Origin of the sequence: Pseudomonas sp. B6(2017) (assembly GCF_002112765.1) — a bacterium.
Lineage (GTDB): Bacteria > Pseudomonadota > Gammaproteobacteria > Pseudomonadales > Pseudomonadaceae > Aquipseudomonas > Aquipseudomonas piscis.
Genome location: NZ_NEIQ01000003.1, coordinates 86,033 through 104,299, shown reverse-complemented (window position 1 = coordinate 104,299; position 18,267 = coordinate 86,033). Strand labels below are relative to the sequence as shown.

The window sequence follows — 18,267 nt, the reverse complement described above, 5'->3', positions numbered from 1 at the left end:
GGAAAAGGGGCGGTTCATGTGTTCCAGATCCTTGGTGGTACGGCAGCGCGTCCCAGCAGTGCCGGGCGCAACAAGCGCCACAGGTCCATCAGCCAGGCCCGGGCCTGCAAGGCTTCGCTGGCCAGGCAGCGCGCCAGCAACAGGCCCGGCAACTGGCTCAGGTCGCCGCGTACCGGGTGTTCCAGCGCGCGGCAGCGTTCCAGCAGTTGGGCATCGATCTGGCCGGTGACCAGCAAGGTGGCGAACACCGGCTGGCCGTCGAGGCCGACCGGGGAGTCGAGCAAGCCGTCGCCGCCGCTGATGCGCTGGCGCTCATGCCACAGCGGCCGGCCATCGCGACGAATATCCAGGTGGGCCTGGAAGTGCCCTTGGGCGAAGCGCTCGCCACTGGCCGGGCGTCCGAGGGCGACGATGTCCCAGTAGCACAGCCGGGCATCGCCATGCAGTTCGATGCGGGTCGTCAGTTCGGCCTGGGCGGCGCTGAAGACTATGGTTTCCTGGGGCAGCCATTCCAGGGTCGCTCCTGGCGCCACCGCAAGTTCCAGGAGCTGGCTGGCGGGGCTGGCGGCGCGGTACCACTTGGCCGCCCCGGGGCTGGTCAACTGGGCCCAGGCGCCGCTATCGACCCGGGCGCGGATGGCCAGGCGGTCGCCACCGGCAATGCCTCCCGGAGGGTGGACGATGATGTGCTGGCAGACCTGGGGGCCTTCGGCATACAGGTGCTTCTGCACCCGCAGCGGGCCCTGGTGGCGGCGCAGCACCGGGCGCGTGGCGTTACCGGTACAGGCATAGGCCAGCTCCAGCTCGGCGTGCCAGCTGGGGGTGAACAGGGCGTGGGCGGCAGGTGAGTTCATGGGCAATCGATATTGTTAGGAGGCTACAGATTAGATCGTAACCAGGCCGCGTACACCGTCGGCCTGCATATTTTCACCCCGGCCCTGCTGGATGATTTCCCCGCGGGACATCACCAGGTAGTGGTCCGCCAGTTCGGCGGCAAAATCATAGAACTGCTCCACCAGCAGGATCGCCATGTCGCCCCGGGCCGCCAGTTGGCGGATCACCGCGCCGATCTCCTTGATCACCGAGGGCTGGATGCCTTCGGTGGGTTCATCGAGGATCAGCAAGCGCGGGCGACTGGCCAGCGCCCGGCCAATGGCCAGTTGTTGCTGCTGGCCGCCGGAAAGATCGCCGCCCCGGCGTTGCTTCATCTGCTGCAGCACCGGGAACAGTTCGTAGATGAAGGCCGGCACCTCCCGGGCTTCATGCGCCGCGAAGCGCGACAGGCCCATCAGCAGGTTCTCCTCCACACTCAGGCGGGCGAAGATCTCCCGCCCCTGGGGCACGTAGGCGATGCCGGCATGGACCCGCTGGTGCGGCTTGTCGCCGGTGATGGTCCGGCCTTCCCAGGTAACCGCACCGTCCCTGGCCGGCAGCAGGCCCATCAGGCATTTGAGCAAGGTGGTCTTGCCCACCCCGTTGCGCCCGAGCAGGCAAGTGACTTCGCCGACCCTGGCCTCGAACGAAAGGCCCCGCAGGATGTGGCTACCGCCGTAGTACTGGTGAAGCTTGTCGACTTGCAGCATGGGGGCCCTCCGGGCAGTAGCGAAACGGCAGATGCAAGCGGTTAGCTGCAAGCTGCAAGTAAGAGCGGGACGGTGTGCGCTTTGGCTTTGGCTTTGGCTTTGGCTTCTTGCTTGAAGCTTGAAGCTTGAAGCTTGAAGCGTGCCTCTGGGCCTATCTCCCGAGGTAGACCTCGATCACTCGCTCGTTTTCCTGCACTTGCTCCAGGGAGCCCTCGGCCAGCACGCTGCCTTGGTGCAGCACGGTGACGTGGCCGGCGATCGCGCCGACGAAGCCCATGTCGTGCTCCACCACCATCAGCGAGTGCTGGCCGGCCATGCCCTTGAACAGCTCGGCGGTGAACTCGGTCTCGGCGTCGGTCATGCCCGCCACCGGTTCGTCGAGCAACAGCAGTCGAGGCTCCTGCACCAGCAACATGCCGATCTCCAGGAACTGCTTCTGGCCGTGGGACAGCAAGCCGGCCGGGCGCCGAGCCGAGCTGGCCAGGCGAATGGTGTCCAGCACCTGGGCGATGCGATCCTGCTGTTCGCTGTCCAGGCGCGCGCCGAGGCAGGCCCATACCGACTTGTCGGTGCGGTAGGCCAGTTCCAGGTTCTCGAACACGCTCAGGGCCTCGAACACCGTGGGCTTCTGGAATTTGCGGCCGATTCCGGCCTGGGCGATCTGCACCTCGCTCAAGCGGGTCAGGTCCAGGGTCTCGCCGAACCAGGCCTTGCCCCGGGTGGGGCGGGTCTTGCCGGTGATCACGTCCATCAGGGTGGTCTTGCCGGCGCCGTTGGGGCCGATGATGCAGCGCAGCTCGCCGACGCCGATATACAGGTTCAGGTCGTTGAGGGCCTTGAAGCCATCGAAGCTGACGCTGATGTCCTCCAGGGTCAGGATGGTGCCATGGCGGGTGTCCAGGCCCTTGCCCGCGGCTTGGCCGAGGCCGATGGCATCGCGGCCGCTGCCGGCATCCTGGGCGCTGTCGAGGATGGGTTCGAGCATGTAGTCCACCGTTGCCGTGATTCTCATGATTCACCCCTGTGCTTGAACAGACCGATCACGCCCTTGGGCAGGTACAGGGTCACCACGATGAACAGCGCGCCCAGGAAGAACAGCCAGTATTCCGGGAAGGCCACGGTGAACCAGCTCTTCATGCCATTGACCAGGCCGGCGCCGAGCAGCGGACCGACCAGCGTGCCGCGTCCGCCCAGGGCGACCCAGACAGCGGCCTCGATGGAGTTGGTCGGGGACATTTCGCCGGGGTTGATGATGCCCACCTGGGGCACGTACAGGGCCCCGGCCAGGCCGCACAGCACCGCGCTCAGGACCCAGACGAAGAGCTTGAAGCCGCGAGGGTCGTAGCCGCAGAACATCAGGCGGTTCTCGGCATCGCGCAGCGCAGTCAATACTCGGCCGAACTTGCTTCGCGACAGGCGCCAGCCCAGGTACAGGCTGGCCACCAGCAACGCCAGCGTGGCCAGGAACAACGCCGCCCGGGTGCCGGGCTCGGTGATGCCGAAGCCCAGGATGCTGCGGAAATTGGTAAAGCCGTTGTTGCCACCAAAACCGGTCTCGTTGCGAAAGAACAGCAGCATCGCGGCGAAGGTCAGGGCCTGGGTCATGATCGAGAAATACACGCCCTTGATTCGCGAGCGAAAGGCGAAGAAACCGAACGCCAGGGCCAAGAGCCCCGGCGCCAGCACCACCAGGCACAAGGCCCAGAGGAAGTGCTCGGTGCCGGCCCAGTACCAGGGCAACTCGCTCCACGACAAGAACGTCATGAACGCTGGCAGGCCGTCGCCCGCGGCCTGGCGCATCAGGTACATGCCCATGGCGTAGCCCCCCAGGGCGAAGAACAAGCCATGCCCCAGCGACAGCAGGCCGGCATAACCCCAGACCAGGTCCAGGGCCAGGGCGACCACGGCGTAGCAGAGGATCTTGCCCACCAGGGTCAGGGTGTAGGCCGAGACATGCAGTGGATTGTCCGCCGGCAACAGCGCCAGCAGTGGCAGGGCCAGCAGCACCAGGAGCAGCAGGGCGCCGACGCTGATGATGACCCTGGGCCCGGCCTTCTGGCTGGCGGTGATGAGCAGTGGCTGGTTCATCGCAGTGTGCTCGCGACGAAGGGTGCAGTGCACCGGGCGGCTGCCGCGATGGCGGTACGGGCGGTTTCGAGCGGGCTGCTGGCAAACATATTGGTGTTCCTTCTCGGGGCCGCCGCCAGCGAGGCGACGGCTCGTTCGTCAATGGGCGTGAGCATCTGCCGGCTAGTCGACCACCCGGCCTTTCAGGGCGAAGAGTCCTTGTGGGCGTTTCTGGATGAACAGGATGATCAACCCCAGGATCAGGATCTTGCCCAGCACGGCGCCGATCGCCGGCTCGAGGATCTTGTTGGCGATCCCCAGGCCGAAGGCCGCCAGGATGCTGCCGGCCAGCTGCCCGACGCCGCCTGCCACCACCACCAGGAACGAGTCGATGATGTAGCCCTGGCCCAACTCCGGGCCGACGTTGCCGATCTGGCTCAGGGCCACGCCACCCAGGCCGGCGATGCCCGAGCCCAGGCCGAAGGCGAGCATGTCCACCCGGCCGGTGGGCACCCCGCAGCAGGCGGCCATGTTGCGGTTCTGGGTCACCGCGCGCACGTTCAGCCCCAGCCGGGTCCGGTTCAGCAGCAGCCAGGTCAGCAGCACCACGGCCAGGGCGAAACCGATGATTGCCAGGCGGTTGTAGGGCAGCACCAGGTTGGGCAGTACCTGGATACCGCCGGAGAGCCAGGCCGGGTTCGCGACTTCGACGTTCTGCGCGCCAAACAGCAGGCGCACCAACTGGATCAGGATCAGGCTGATGCCCCAGGTCGCCAGCAGGGTCTCCAGCGGGCGGCCATAGAGATGGCGGATCACGGTGCGCTCCAGGGCCATGCCGATGCTGGCGGTGACCAGGAATGCCACCGGCAGGGCCAGCAATGGGTAGTACTCCATGGCCTGGGGCAGGTAGCGCTGCAACAGCGATTGCACCACGTAGGTGGCGTAGGCGCCGAGCATCAGCATCTCGCCGTGGGCCATGTTGATCACCCCCAGGAGGCCGAAGGTGATCGCCAGGCCCAGGGCCGCCAGCAGCAGGATCGAACCCAGGGACAGGCCGCTGAAGGCCTGGCCGAGCACCTCGCCCACCAGCAGCTTGCGCTTGACCTGGGCCAGGCTGGTTTGCGCGGCGGTGCGCACGCCGGCGTCGCTCTCCGCCCCCGCTTCCAGCAGGCCTTCGAGACGGGTACGGGCCAGTGGCTCGCCGCTCTCGCCTAGCAGGCGTACCGCGGCCAGGCGTACGGCCGGGTCGCTGTCCACCAGTTGCAGGTTGGCCAGGGCCAGGCTCAGGGCGTCGTGCACGCCTGGGTCCTGCTCGGCGGCCAGCCGTGTGTCGAGGAACTTCAACTGCGCCGGTTTGGCGCTCTTTTGCAGTTGCCGGGCGCCGTCCAGGCGGGCGCCGGGGTCAGGGGCCAGCAGTTGGTGGCTGGCCAGGGCGGTGTCGATCAAGCCGCGCAAGCGGTTGTTCAAGCGCAGGGGCTTGGCCTGGCCATCCAGCGTCAGTTGGCCTTGCTGCAGGCTGGCGAGCAAGGCGAGGCGCGCCGGATCGGGCTGGGCGGCCCAGGCTTCCAGCAGTTGCGCTTGCTGGTTGGAATTGGCCGCGACAAAGTCTTCGGCGTCACCGGCATGGGCGGCGATCGGCAACAGCAGGAGGCAGGCCATAAGCAGGCGATAAAGCGACATGGTCACGTCCTTGGATACAACAGGGAACCTTGTAGGGGCAGGGGCGCCTAGTCCTTGCCCGCGATAGCGCTGGGTCTGGTACACCGCTATCGCGGGCAAGTCGGATCGCCGCCCGCTCGCTCCTACAGAGGAATGGATACGCTGCTCAGTTGCTCTTCACCGCGTAGTCCGGCTTCTTGTCGTTGCCCGGGATGTAGGGGCTCCAGGGCTGGGCGCGGACCGGGCCTGCGGTCTGCCAGACCACGTTGAACTGACCGTCGGGCTGGATCTCGCCGATCATCACCGGCTTGTGCAGGTGGTGGTTGCTCGGGTCCATGGTCAGGGTGTAGCCCGAAGGCGCGGCGAAGGTCTGACCGGCCAGGGCCTCGCGGACCTTGTCGACATCGGTGGACTTGGCCTTCTCCACGGCCTGGGCCCACATGTGGATGCCCACGTAGGTGGCTTCCATCGGGTCGTTGGTCACCGCCTTGTCGGCCCCCGGCAGGTTCTTGGCCTTGGCGTAGGCCTTCCAGGCCGCGACGAATTTCTGGTTCACCGGGTTATCCACCGACTCGAAGTAGTTCCAGGCGGCGAGGTTGCCCACCAGTGGCCTGGTGTCGATGCCGCGCAGTTCTTCCTCGCCTACGGAGAAGGCCACCACCGGCACCTCGGTGGCCTTCAGGCCCTGGTTGGCCAACTCCTTGTAGAAGGGCACGTTGGAGTCGCCGTTGACCGTGGAGATCACCGCAGTCTTGCCGCCGGCGGCGAACTTCTTGATGCTGGCGACGATGGTCTGGTAGTCGCTGTGGCCGAACGGGGTGTAGACCTCCTCGATGTCCTTGTCGGCCACGCCCTTGGCGTGCAGGAACGAGCGCAGGATCTTGTTGGTGGTGCGTGGGTAGACGTAGTCGGTGCCCAGCAGGAAGAAGCGCTTGGCGCTGCCGCCGTCTTCGCTCATCAGGTATTCCACCGCCGGGATCGCCTGCTGGTTCGGCGCCGCGCCGGTGTAGAACACGTTGGGCGACATTTCCTCGCCCTCGTATTGCACCGGGTAGAACAACAGGCCGTTGAGCTCCTCGAACACCGGCAGCACCGATTTGCGCGAGACCGAGGTCCAGCAGCCGAACACCACCGCGACCTTGTCCTGGCTCAGCAACTGCCGGCCCTTCTCGGCGAACAGCGGCCAATTGGAGGCCGGGTCCACCACCACCGCCTCCAGTTGCTTGCCGTTGACTCCGCCCTTGGCGTTGATCTCGTCGATGGTCATCAGGGCCATGTCCTTGAGCGAGGTCTCGGAGATCGCCATGGTGCCCGACAGCGAATGCAGGATGCCCACCTTGATGGTCTCGGCGGCCTGGGCGGTCCAGGTCAGGCCCAGGGTGGCAAGAGCGGTCGAGAGGGTGAAAGCCTTGAGCAAGCTACGACGCTTCATTGTGCGATCTCCGTGAACTCTTGGATTTTTAAGAGGTAGATGCGAACCAGTGAAGGGTGTTTTGCAAGGGGTGTGCCGGGTTGGCCAAGGCATGGAAACGTTGCTTTAACAGCAAGAGTAGGGGCGGTGATGCCCCAAGACGAGGCTTGGGCAAGGGCTGGTGCGCGCGGGTGCTTCATTGTGGTGCTGCCGCTGGGCGGCAGCGGCGAGCGGCGCAGAGCCTTAATTTACGCCGGGGAAGGAGTCGACATATTTGATGGTGAAATCAGGAAAGGAGTCGACGATCTGGATCTTGTAATCGGGAAAACTGTCGACGACCTTCCACTTGCCCGGCGCGTCGGCAAAGGCGTTGACCTGCTTCACGTTCAAATCGGGAAAGGAGTTGACCACCTTGACCTTGTAGTCGGGGAAGCTGTTGACGAACTGGATGTTGCCGTAGATTTTCGAGACATCGACGGAGGTGCCGGCCACGGCGCCAAGGGAGGTGCCGAGCAGCAAGGCCAGGAGCGCAGTTTTAAGCATGAGACTCATCCTGAGAGACCGAAGGGCGAGATCTTAATGCATCGCTGCCAGTGATGCGGCTGGTTTGTGCAGGCACCGGCAAGCCGGTTCCTGCCTCCAGATATTGGGCTCAGCGCCGGCGCATCAGGCCGATGAAGAACAAGCCGCCGATGGCCGCGGTGGCCACGCCGATGGGCAGGTCCTCGGGGGCGATCAGGGTTCGCGCGGCAACGTCCACCCACACCAGGAACAGGCTGCCCAGCAGCACGCAGGCCGGCAGCAATCGACGGTGTTCGGCACCCACCAGGCGCCGGGCGATGTGCGGCACCATCAGCCCGACGAAGCCGATGGAGCCGCTGATGGACACCAGCACGCCGGTCATCAGCGAGGCGATCAGGAATACCTTCAGGCGCACGTTGCGCGCGTTCAGGCCCAGGGTCACGGCGGTCTGCTCGCCGGCCATCAGGGCGTTCAATGGCCGGGCCATGCCCAGCAGCAACAGCAACCCGAGGAGCACGCTGATCGCGGGAATCGCCAGCAGCTCCCAGCGCGCCAGGCCCAGGCCGCCGAGCATCCAGAACATCACCGCCGAACTGGCCCGGTGGTCGCCCATGAACAGCAGCAGGTTGGCCACCGCCATCATCACGAACGACACCGCCACCCCGCACAGCAGCAGGCGGTCGCTGTCCAGGCGACCGCTGCGGGCGGCGATGCCCAGCACCAGGATCATGCTCGCCACGGCGCCGATGAAGGCGGCCAGGGGCAGGGTCAGCAGGCCGATGACCTGCCCCACGTGCAGGACCACGATCACCGCGCCGAGGGTGGCGCCGGAGGTGACGCCCAGCAGGTGCGGGTCGGCCAGCGGGTTGCGGGTCACCGCTTGCAGCACCGCGCCGATCAGCGCCAGCCCGGCGCCTACCAGCGCGCCCAGGAGCATGCGCGGCACGCGGATCAGCCAGACGATATGTTCCTGGCCGGGGCTCCAGTCCACCTCGCCCAGGCCCAGGGTCTTGTGCAGCAGGATCCGGCCCACCACGTCCACCGGCACCCGCGCCGGGCCGAATCCCAGGGACAGCACGCAAGAGACCAGGAGCAGGCCGGCGAGGGTCAAAAGCAGCCAGCTGTAGCGACGTGTAGTCATTCGCCGTGGAAACCCTTGGCCAGGGTTTCCACCGCCAGCACGTTGTCGATGCCCGGGGTGGCCTGCACATAGGGGATGACGATGAAGCGCTGGTTCTTGATGGCGTCGACGCCTTGCAGCGCCGGGTTGTCCAGCAGGAACCGCTGCTTCTGCTCGGCGGTGACTTCGCTGTAGTCGACGATGACGATCACTTGCGGATTGCGCTCCACCACGGTCTCCCAGTTGACCCGGGTCCAGCTGGCCTCGACGTCGTCGAGGATGTTGCGCCCGCCGGCGGCATCGATCAGCGCCTGGGGCATGCCCAGGCGGCCGGAGGTCATGGCCCGGTCTTCGCCGCTGTCGTAGAGGAATACCCGGGGTTTTTCCGCGGGCAGGTCCTGTTGCACCTGGGCCACCTGCTCCTGCATCTGGGCGATCAGCGCATTGGCGCGATCCTGCACGTCGAAGATCCGGCCGAGGTTGCGCAGGTCGTTGTAGGTGTCGTCGAGGCTGGCGGCCGGACGCTTCATCACGAACGCGCAGGACTCGGTCAGCTCATAGACATTGATGCCCAGGGGCGCCAGGGTCTGCGGGGTCAGGTCGCCGCCCACGCGCATGCCGTAGTCCCAGCCGGCGAACAGGAAGTCGACGTTGGCATTGAGCAGCGTCTCCACCGAAGGGTACTTGGCCGCCAGCTCCGGCAGGCCGTCCAGCAGGGCGCTCATCTGCGGAGTCACGGCCTTCCAGCCGCTGATTCCGCTGTAGCCCACCATGCGCGATTTGAGCCCCAGGGCGAGCATCATCTGGGTCATGTTGATGTCGTGGCTCAGGGCATGCCTGGGCGCTTGCTTGAAGGTCACCTCGCGGTTGCAGCTGGTGATGGTCAATGGGTAGCGGGTGGCCTCGGCGAAGGCCTGGGCGGCCCCCAGTGACAGGGCCAGGAGCAGGCTGGAGCGAAGCAGGGAGCGCAAGGTCATGGTTGGGTGATCCAGGTGATTCGTGGGTAGCCGGACAGAGGGTGGGCATCGATCAGCGCCTCGACGCCGAAGACGTTGCGCAGCAACTCGACGGTGAGCACTTCGCCGGGAGTGCCGCTGGCGACGATGCGTCCATGGTCGAGGACGTACAACCGGTCGCAGAAGGCCGCGGCCAGGTTCAGGTCGTGGATGCTGGCCAGGGTGCCGATGCCCAGGCGCTTGACCCGTTGCAGCAGTTCCAGCTGGTAGCGCGGGTCGAGGTGGTTGGTCGGCTCGTCGAGGATCAGCAACTGCGGTTGCTGGGCCAGGGCCCGGGCCAGGATCACCCGTTGTTTTTCCCCGCCCGACAGGGTCGCGAAGGCATGCTCCTCGAAGCCCAGCAGACCCACGGATTCCAGGGCCTCGCGGGCGATGGCATGGTCGTGCCGGGTGTCGCCGTCGAACAGGCCCTTGTGTGGGGTGCGGCCCATGGCGACCACCTCCTGCACAGTGAGGCCGAAGGCATCGGGAAACTCCTGGAGCACCACGGCGATGCGTTGTGCGCACCAGCGTGGCGACTGCTTCCAGACATTCTGGTGGGCCAGTTGCACCTCGCCCTGCTGCGGCTTGCTGAAGCGATAGGCGCAGCGCAGCAGGCTGGTCTTGCCGCTGCCATTGGGCCCGATCAGGCCGACGAACTCCCCGGCCTGCACGTGCAGGTTGGCCTCACGCAGTTGGAACTGGTGGTGGCAGTGGCCCTGGCCCAGGGGGCTCCAGGCCAGGTCGAGGAGGTTCAGCGAGGTCATGCCTTGTCCGTGTGGTTGCCGGTGATCCGGCAAGGGTTCAGAAGCGATAGTCGGCGGTGACGAAGAACGAGCGCGGCTCGCCGAGTATCCATTGCTGGCCGTCATTGTATTGGCTTTGGGCGTACTGGCGGTCGAACAGATTGTTCAATTGCAGGCCCAGGGTGGTATTGCGCAAGGCTTGCCACGAGATGTTGGCGTCCACCACGGTGTAGCTGGGCAGCTGGTTGCGGTTGGCCATGTCGGCGTAGCGCGCATCCACGTAGCGCACCCCGGCGCCGGCCTGCAGGTCGTCGTTGATGGCCTTGCTCAGCCACAGGTTGGCGGTGCGCCGTGGCACGTCCACCGGGCGCTTGCCATCGCGGGAGACTGGCTGGTTATCCACAATCTGGGTGAAGTCATCGTACTGGGCACGAACGATGGCGGCGTTGGCCTGCAGTTGCCAGGCATGGGGCAGTTGCAGGTCCAGGCTGGCCTCCAGGCCATTGGAGGATTGCTGGCCCACTTGCTGTTTCAGTTCCGGGTCGCCCGGTACATCGGTCAGCAGCTTCTTCTTGACGATGTGGTACGCCGCCAGGGTCCATTCGCCGCGCTGGTTCCAGAACATCTGCTTGAGACCGACCTCGGTCTGCTTGGCGGTGGACAGGTCGAATTGCTGCTGGCTCTTGCTCAGGGAAATCAGCCCGCCGACACCGTCGGTGCTGGTGGAGTACTGGCCATAGAGGGAGGTGTCCGGGGTGACGGCGAACACCAGGCCGGCCTTCCAGTTGTAGCCGGTCAGGGTCTTGTCGCTCTGGCTGCCGTCCTTCAAGTCATCGCGATCGATATGCGCATAGTCACGGCGCATACCGGTCACCAGGGACCAGCGCTCGCTGAGTTGCAGGCGGTTTTCAGCGAAGACCGACATCTGCCTGGTGGTGGTCTTGAACTGATCGCGGTAGGGACTGTTGCTGATGAACTCGCCCTTGGCTGGGTGGTACAGGTCGATGGGGTCACCATGGGGGGTGATGTCATCGAAGGGCGAGTTGCTCCTCATATGGAAGCGGATGCGGTTGTAGTCCATGCCGACCAGGGTCTGGCTGTCGAGGCCGAACAGCGAGTGCTTGAGGGTGAAGGTCTGGCGATCGCCCACCTGTTCCTGCTGGTGGCCGATACCGAAGTAGCCGCTGCGGCTCAGTTGCCGGTCCGCCGTGCTCCAGTTGTAGTTCTCGGCGTTCTGCCAGCGGCGCTGGGCCTTGAGGTAGTAGAGCTCGTTGCTGGCGCTGAGGTCATCGGAAATCTGCCACTCGCTGGTCAGGCGAGTCCACTGGTCGTTGTAGTGCTGCTTGTCGTTGCTAACGTTGTAGTTCTTGTCCCGCAGGCGCTTGTGCAAGCGCCCGTCGATCAGCGGCGTGCCGAAGTCGTTCATCGGGTTCTGGTCGCCGTAGTCGTGGGCCAGGGTGAAGGCCAGGTCATCGCGGGCCTGCCAGCGCAGGGCGGCGCTGACGAAATCCCCCGAGGAATCGCCACGGTCGACCCAGCCGTTGCTGCGCTCGCGATTGAGGTTGAGCCGGTAGCTCAGGCTGTCGCTCAGCGAACCGCCACTGTCCAGGGCCTGTTGCTGGCGATCGAAGGAACCGTAGCCCAGGCGCAGGTGGTTCTCGATCTCGCCATTGAAGGGCTTCTTGGGGATGGTGTTGATCACCGCGCCAGTGGCGCCTTCGCCGTACAGCACCGAGGCCGGGCCGCGCAGTACGTCGACCCGTTCCACGGCCCAGCTGTTCACCGGAAAGGTCACGGTGCCCATGCCGGTGTACATGCGGTTGCCATCGTAGAGTTGCATCACCGAACTCTGCCCGGTGAAGCCCCGGGCCGACAACGAGGTGCCGCCGTCCCCGGGGGTGCCGGTGCGGCTGATGCCGGCGCTGCGCGATACCGCGTCCTGGATGCTGCGATCGCCCCGGGCGCGGATGCGCTCGCCACTCAGGCTTTCGGTGCTGGTCGGGGTTTCCAGGGCGCTCAGGCCCAGGCGTGAGCCGGCGGTGGTCGGGGTCTTCAGGCTGACGCTGTCGTCGCTTTCGTTGGCTGCGGCAGAGATGGTGCCGGTGGGCAGGGTCAGGGCGGCATCGTCGGCCTGGGACAGGGACGGCAGGGCGAGCAGGCAGAGACTGGACAGCAGGTACTTGTTCATCGGGGCGGTGAATCGCTTCTTCGAGAGGGTTGCCCGCAGTGGGGGGGCTGCGGGCAAGGAGCTTACATCAAGTGTTATAAAGTAACACTATGTCTGTGCGCGGCTAAAGCGCGGGGATTGTACAGAGCCCTCTGCAATGCACATCTCGGCTGATTCATGTGGAAGATGAGGCAGATTCACGATCGCGGTTCCAGCGCGAGAGCACCAGGCGATCCAGCAGCCACACCACCACCAGCGAGGCGCCTACCAGGGGGAAGGCCATGGCCAGCAGGGCGATGACCACCATCGCGGTTTTCCAGCGTGGCAGATCGTGGCGCAGCGGCGGCACCCCGAGACGGCCGGCGGGGCGTCGCTGCCACCACATGACGATGCCGCTCACCGCACCCAGAAGGATCATCAGGCACACCACCAGCACCACCAGCTGGTTGAAGCGGCCGAACATCTTGCCCTCGTGCAGCATCACGCCCAGCTCGGTGGCCCGGGCCACATTGCTGTAGTGCTGCCAGCGCACATCGGCCAGGACCTTGCCGGTGTACTGGTCGACATGCAGGGTGGCGTCGTTGCGCGGGTCGTCGGCGAACAGGGCGATGGTGAACACCCCGGTGGCGCTGCTGGGCAGGGTGATGCTGTAGCCGGGCTCGACCTGGCGCTGGCGAGCGATGTCCTGTACCTGTTGCAGGCTGATGGCCGGGGCTGCCGGGGCTGCTGCAGCCATGGCGTGGCCCCTGTGCTCGGCATGGTCGCCGGACATCGGCATCGGCGTGTTCTCCAGGGCCCAGGGCACGGTCTGGCGGGTGGCGCTGTTGAGCTCGCCGGCCTGCTGGTCGGAGGTCGGTACGTCGTTCCACATGGCCACCGGGAAGCGGTTCCACAGGTCGGCGTACTGCTTGCCCCAGAAGCCGGTCCAGGTCATGCCGCTGAGCAGCATCAACAGCAGGAAGGCCGCGCCCCAGAACCCCAGCACGCCATGCAGGTCGCGCCAGAACAGCCGGCCCCGGGCATTCAGGCGTGGCCATAGCACGCCTGCCGAAGACTTGCCCCGTGGCCACCACAGGTACAGGCCCGAGACCACCAGGACGATGCTCCAGCTGGCCGCCAGCTCCACCAGCCGGTCGCCGACGGTGCCGATCATCAGCTCGCCGTGAATGGCCCGGGCCACCGCCTGCAGGTTGCGCTTGGCATCCTGCTCGCCGAGCACGTCGCCATGGTAGGGATCGATGAAGACATTGAGTTCCTGGCCTTTGTGCTGCACCACGAACTGGGCACTGCGCCCGGCATCCACAGGTGGCAGGTACTGCTTGATATGGCCCTGGGGATAGGCCGCCTGGACCCGTTGCAGCAGCTCGTCGGCCGCCAGGCTGTGCTGCCCGGCGGGGACCTTGAGCAAGCTGGGGTACATCAGTGGGTCGAGTTGCGGTTTGAACAGGTAGACGATGCCGGTCAGGGCCAGCATCACCATGAAAGGGGCGACGAACAGCCCGGCGTAGAAATGCCAGCGCCAGGCCAGGTTGTAGAAGGACACTTTGGGTCGGTTCATCGGGAAGCGCTCCGCAAGGCTGTGGATCTGTCGTTATGGGTGGCACCTGCAACCACTGCTGAAGGCCCTGGGGGCCTTGTCGCAGCCTCGCCAGCTCGGCAGCGGCTACAGGTGCCTGGTGTAGCCGCTGCCGCAGGCTGCGTAGGGTCGCGCAGCCGCTGCAACGGTTCGTCAGAAGCTCAGGTCGACCTTGGTCCAGAAGGTGCGGCCGGGTTCCTTGATGGCTTGTGGATCAGTGGCCGGGTAGCCGAAGCCGGCGTTGCCCGCCAGGTTCAGGTGCTCGGCGTAGGCCTTGCCGAACAGGTTGTCGACCCCGGTGCTGAGCTTGAGGTTCTTGTTGATGCGGTAGGCACCGTTGAGGGAGAACACGCCGAAGCCGCCGCTCTTGCCGAAGTCCTTGCCGACCACGTTGCCCTTGTTCAGGTCGACGCGGTTCTGCGCCGCCACCACCCGCCACAAGGCGCCGGCGCTCCAGTCGTCCTCGCTGTAGGTCAGGCCGAAGCGCGCATCCAGCGGTGGCATCTGTGGCAGGGCCTTGCCATCGCTGCTGTTCTTGCCCCAGGCGTAGGCCAGGGTGGCATCGGCCTTCCAGTTGGAGGTCAGCTTGTAGGCCGCGCCCAGTTCGCCGCCCATGATCCGGGCGTCGATGTTCTGCGCTTGCGAGCTGCCGCTGCGGTAGTCGAACAAGATGTAGTCACGCACCTGGCCGATGTAGCCCGAGGCCCAGGCTTCCAGGTCGGCGCCCTGGTATTGCAGGCCGAAGTCGAGTTGGGTGGTCTTTTCCGGCTTGATCGAGTCGAAGGCGTTCAACGAGCCGGCCGGGCCCATCTTCGGCGAGAACAGCTCCCAGTAGTCGGGGAAGCGCTGGGCGTGGCCGAGACCGGCATACAAGGTGGTCGGGCTGTCGGCCAGGTCATGCTCGTAACGCACGAAACCGCTGGGCAGTGTGTCGGCACGGGTGTCGCCGGCGGTGGGGTTGGGGCGGCTCATCATTCCCGACTTGATGCTCTGCCGGTAGTCCTTGGCCGAGGCTCGATCGAGGCGGGCGCCGGTGATCAGCCGGTCGCGCTCGGCGGCGTACCAGGTCAGCTCGCCGAAGGCGCCGTAGTTGTGGAAGTCGGCGTCCTTGGCCCAGGGCTGGCCCTTGTGCGCATCCACGCCCATGCCGCCGCGCTGGCGATGTTCGTTGGTCTGGGCATCGATGCCGCCGATCAGCTGCACATCGGCCCAGCGCCAGGTGGCCTTGATCCGTGCGCCCAGGGTGCGGCGGTCGACGTTGCTGACCATGGGCATGCCCATCATGCCGCTGCCCGACGGGGTGCGCAGGCTGTAGTTGTCCATCACGTGGTCGGCGTAGTTGTAGTAGACCTGGGCCTCGACCTTGTCCAGGACCTCGCCGATGTTGGATTTCTCGAATCGCAGGCCCAGGCTCTCGCGCTTGAACTGCGAGCCATCCATGCCACGACCGGCGTAGCGGGCCTCGCCGTCGCCCTTGCCAGCAGTCAGCTCCAGCAGGGTGTCGGCGTCCGGGGTCCAGCCCAGGGCGACATCGCCGTTCCATTTGTCGTAGCGCGAGGCGACGGTGTCGTTGTTGCCGTCCTTGTAGTCGTCGGAGTGGGCGGTGTTGCCGATCACCCGCACATAACCCAGGGGGCCGCCAGCGGCTGCGTCCAGGGTCTTGTCGAAGCGGCCGTTGGAGCCGGCCAGCAGGCTGGCGTCGACCCGGGTGCCGAGTTCGCCGAAGTGCTCGGGCTCACGGTCGAAGAGCACGGTGCCAGCGGAGGCGCCGGGGCCCCAGAGTACGGTTTGCGGACCCTTGATCACCGTCAGCCGGTCGTAGGTTTCCGGGGAGATGTAGGAGGTCGGGGCGTCCATGCGGCCAGGGCAGGCGCCGAGCATCATGCTGCCGTTGGTGAGGATGTTCAGGCGCGAGCCGAACATGCCACGCAGCACCGGGTCGCCGTTGGTGCCGCCGTTGCGCACCAGGGCGAAGCCGGGAATGGTCTTGAGGTAGTCGCCGCCATCGCTGGCCGGCACCGGCTGGCGCGGGTCCTTGGGGTTGGTCACCACGGTCAGGGGCGAGCTGGGGGCGATGGCGGTGATCACCGTCGGGCTCAGCTCGGTACTGTGATGGGCGTGCTCGGCCGAAGCCTCGTCGGCCATGGCCAGGGGCGTCAGCAGGGCACCACACAGCACGGCCAGGGCACGGTTGAAGTGCTGGCGCGACGGGTTCAGGGCAAAAGGCTTGGATGGCTGGGCAACGCCCAGGCGAGAGTCAGCAGAAAACATAATGGTTCCATCGATCGGTCTTGAATGACACGGCCGCGAGCGCACGCCTGTCGTGCTGACAGCCGGCCGTGTGGAGTGAGCAGGTGACTCAGGCGTCGATCGGCGGAGCGCGGGTCAGCGCGCCGGGGAACACGGTCTGCCGGGCGTGGCCCAGGCGCGTGGCGGGGATCAGGAAATGCTGGGCCAGCGGTGCATCGAGCTGGGCGAATGACAGCCCCGATGGCAGTGCCGGACAGTTGAACAGCAGGCTGCAATAACCGCATTTCTCCCAGAGCACATGTTGCTCGCCCTGGGCTTTGGCGGGGTGCGAAGCGTGTGGGTTATCGCCGTGGCAGCCGGACACGCCGCTGCCCATGTCCATGGATACGGACATGTTCATCGGCATCGCGTGATCCATCGGCATCGACTGGGAAATCAGCGGACCGATGAAGATCATCAGCATGGCGAACAGGCTGATCCAGCTGCCGCGCCGCACCCCTATGGAGGTACGGCGCGCTGCGGACCGCCTGCGGCCAGGCGCGAGCGGGGCGTTCACGGATGGGACCGGCGGTCAGTGCTTAGTGAGCGTGCTGATGCTCTTGCGCCGCGCCGGGTGCCTGCTTCTGCACGGCGACCTCGACGGTGACGTCGCCGGCCTTCTCGAAGTGCAGGGTCAGCGGGAAGCGCTTGCCATCGCTGAGCAGGCTGCGGTCCTTGAGCTCCATGAGCATCACGTGATAGCTCATGGGCGCGAATCGCACTTCGCCACCGGCGGGCACGACCACCTTGGCCACCTGCTGCATCTTCATCATGTCGCCCTGCATCACATGCTCATGCAGTTCGGCGCGACCGGCGATCGGCGTCTCGACGCTGAGCAGGGTGTCGGCGTTCTTGCCCGGGTTGTGCAGCACGAAGTAGGCGGCGACGGTCGGCGCGTTCGGCGGCAGTTCCTGGGACCAGGGATGGTCGATCTGCAATTGGCCGGCCTTGTATTCATGGGCGCTGGCGAAGCTGGCAGGCAACAGCAGGGCGGCCAGCAGCAGGGCGTGCTTGACCAGGGAAGACTTGAGCATGGTGGTTCTCCAGAACGATTCAAAAACGCAGGTCACTTGCGAAAGGGAATCATGCCAGAGGCGGTGCACCGGGATTCAGGCTGGGCCATTGCTGGCGCGGGGTGAGTTGCTCGAGCGGCGGTTGCGGGGCGCCCGGCTGGGCGATGAAGCGGGTGAAGTACAGCTGCGGCGCATGGCCGGGCAAGGCCACCAGGGGCGCCGAGCCGGAGCAGCACCAGCAATGCTGCATGTTCGAGTGATCGTCGTTTTGCGGGGCTTTTTGCTCGAGCTGGCCCAGGGAGATGGCGATCATCTTGGTGCCGCTGGAGGAACAGAAACTGCCCCATAGCAGTTGTTCATCCAGCCCTTGGTCGCTGCTCTGCATGGCCCCGGAAAGCGGCATGGCAAGCATGTTGAACAGCACTGCGAAGCAGGCGATCCAGGCAAATGCGAGCCGTTGTCGGGACATGGTGACGATCCGTCGGTTGAGCGATCAGGCGGGTATTTAGCCTGATCGCTGTGGATAAGTAAAAAAACACCGTGTGCGGTGTGGTGTCGCAGTGCTGGCTCAGGCCGGGCTGACCTTGAGCTTGAGTCCCAGCGCCTTCATCACCTTGATGATAGTCGCGAACTCGGGATTGCCCTGGCTGCCCAGCGCCTTGTACAGGCTTTCGCGGCCCAGGCCGGTGTCCCGGGCTACCTGGGTCATGCCCCGGGCGCGGGCGATGTCGTTGAGGGCGGCGCGGATCAGCACGCCATCACCGGCATCTTCCTCGAAGCAGGCATCGAGGTAGGCCACCATGTCTTGCGGGGTCTTGAGGTAGTCGGCCGCATCGAAGCGGGTCACTGGGGTGCGCATGTTTCAGTCCTCGCTCTTGAGGTCGTGAGCCAGTTGCCGGGCTCGTTGGATGTCGCGACTCTGGGTGCTCTTGTCGCCACCGATCAACAACAGGTAGATCCGTTCGCCTCGCCGTGAAAAGTACACCCGGTAGCCGGGCCCACGGTGGATACGCATCTCATGGACTCCACCTCCTATTGATACACAGTCGCCGAACCGCCCTAGCAGGCCGTTGAAAAACTACCTGCGTTGCCATCGCGGCGTTAAAAACAGGCTGGTGC

General features: G+C 65.7%; 17 protein-coding genes and 1 pseudogene. All 18 read right to left on the bottom strand.

Going from position 1 to position 18,267, the window contains the following annotated elements; genetic code table 11:
* Positions 1–14 precede the first annotated feature (14 nt).
* Positions 15–854 carry an urease accessory protein UreD gene (locus CAG11_RS06090; RefSeq protein ID WP_085595430.1) on the bottom strand — a complete coding sequence of 280 codons (840 nt, stop codon included), beginning with the start codon at positions 852–854 and terminating at the stop codon, positions 15–17.
* Between the two features lie 30 nt (positions 855–884).
* Positions 885–1,583 carry an urea ABC transporter ATP-binding subunit UrtE gene (gene urtE / locus CAG11_RS06085; RefSeq protein ID WP_022642028.1) on the bottom strand — a complete coding sequence of 233 codons (699 nt, stop codon included), beginning with the start codon at positions 1,581–1,583 and terminating at the stop codon, positions 885–887.
* 151 nt (positions 1,584–1,734) lie between these two features.
* Positions 1,735–2,595 (bottom strand): urea ABC transporter ATP-binding protein UrtD, encoded by an 861-nt coding sequence (gene urtD / locus CAG11_RS06080; protein WP_085595428.1) that lies wholly within the window; start codon positions 2,593–2,595, stop codon positions 1,735–1,737.
* A complete protein-coding gene (gene urtC / locus CAG11_RS06075; protein ID WP_085595426.1) occupies positions 2,592–3,671 on the bottom strand; it encodes an urea ABC transporter permease subunit UrtC in 1,080 nt (359 codons plus the stop codon). Before urtC ends, urtD begins: the two co-directional genes overlap by 4 nt.
* Positions 3,672–3,833: 162 nt before the next feature.
* Positions 3,834–5,330, bottom strand: coding sequence for an urea ABC transporter permease subunit UrtB (urtB, locus tag CAG11_RS06070; RefSeq protein ID WP_085595424.1), 1,497 nt, complete (start codon positions 5,328–5,330; stop codon positions 3,834–3,836).
* A gap of 145 nt (positions 5,331–5,475) precedes the next feature.
* Positions 5,476–6,741 carry an urea ABC transporter substrate-binding protein gene (urtA, locus tag CAG11_RS06065; RefSeq protein WP_085595422.1) on the bottom strand — a complete coding sequence of 422 codons (1,266 nt, stop codon included), beginning with the start codon at positions 6,739–6,741 and terminating at the stop codon, positions 5,476–5,478.
* Positions 6,742–6,963: 222 nt separating this feature from the next.
* On the bottom strand, positions 6,964–7,263 hold the full coding sequence (locus CAG11_RS06060) for a hypothetical protein (protein ID WP_085595420.1): 300 nt from the start codon (positions 7,261–7,263) through the stop codon (positions 6,964–6,966).
* A 109-nt stretch (positions 7,264–7,372) separates the two neighbouring features.
* Positions 7,373–8,383 carry an iron ABC transporter permease gene (locus CAG11_RS06055; RefSeq protein ID WP_085595418.1) on the bottom strand — a complete coding sequence of 337 codons (1,011 nt, stop codon included), beginning with the start codon at positions 8,381–8,383 and terminating at the stop codon, positions 7,373–7,375.
* Positions 8,380–9,339: an ABC transporter substrate-binding protein gene (locus CAG11_RS06050; RefSeq protein ID WP_085595416.1), complete on the bottom strand. Its 960-nt coding sequence runs from the start codon at positions 9,337–9,339 to the stop codon at positions 8,380–8,382. Before CAG11_RS06050 ends, CAG11_RS06055 begins: the two co-directional genes overlap by 4 nt.
* Positions 9,336–10,124: an ABC transporter ATP-binding protein gene (locus CAG11_RS06045; RefSeq protein WP_085595414.1), complete on the bottom strand. Its 789-nt coding sequence runs from the start codon at positions 10,122–10,124 to the stop codon at positions 9,336–9,338. Before CAG11_RS06045 ends, CAG11_RS06050 begins: the two co-directional genes overlap by 4 nt.
* Positions 10,125–10,161: 37 nt before the next feature.
* Positions 10,162–12,291, bottom strand: a complete 2,130-nt coding sequence (locus CAG11_RS06040; RefSeq protein ID WP_085595412.1) for a TonB-dependent siderophore receptor — start codon at positions 12,289–12,291, stop codon at positions 10,162–10,164.
* Positions 12,292–12,445: 154 nt separating this feature from the next.
* A complete protein-coding gene (locus CAG11_RS06035; RefSeq protein ID WP_085595410.1) occupies positions 12,446–13,828 on the bottom strand; it encodes a PepSY domain-containing protein in 1,383 nt (460 codons plus the stop codon).
* Between the two features lie 171 nt (positions 13,829–13,999).
* Positions 14,000–16,117 (bottom strand): TonB-dependent copper receptor, encoded by a 2,118-nt coding sequence (locus CAG11_RS06030; RefSeq protein WP_085595408.1) that lies wholly within the window; start codon positions 16,115–16,117, stop codon positions 14,000–14,002.
* A gap of 88 nt (positions 16,118–16,205) precedes the next feature.
* Positions 16,206–16,652 carry a DUF2946 domain-containing protein gene (locus CAG11_RS06025; RefSeq protein WP_228022251.1) on the bottom strand — a complete coding sequence of 149 codons (447 nt, stop codon included), beginning with the start codon at positions 16,650–16,652 and terminating at the stop codon, positions 16,206–16,208.
* A gap of 22 nt (positions 16,653–16,674) precedes the next feature.
* Positions 16,675–17,169, bottom strand: a complete 495-nt coding sequence (locus CAG11_RS06020; RefSeq protein WP_022642040.1) for a copper chaperone PCu(A)C — start codon at positions 17,167–17,169, stop codon at positions 16,675–16,677.
* Between the two features lie 49 nt (positions 17,170–17,218).
* Positions 17,219–17,617: a DUF2946 domain-containing protein gene (locus CAG11_RS06015; protein ID WP_068577095.1), complete on the bottom strand. Its 399-nt coding sequence runs from the start codon at positions 17,615–17,617 to the stop codon at positions 17,219–17,221.
* 99 nt (positions 17,618–17,716) lie between these two features.
* Complete coding sequence (locus tag CAG11_RS06010; protein WP_085595406.1) at positions 17,717–18,007, bottom strand: addiction module antidote protein; 291 nt, start codon at positions 18,005–18,007, stop codon at positions 17,717–17,719.
* Positions 18,008–18,010: 3 nt separating this feature from the next.
* Positions 18,011–18,211 (bottom strand): annotated as a pseudogene (locus CAG11_RS06005) (type II toxin-antitoxin system RelE/ParE family toxin); the annotation flags it as partial.
* Positions 18,212–18,267: the final 56 nt, after the last annotated feature.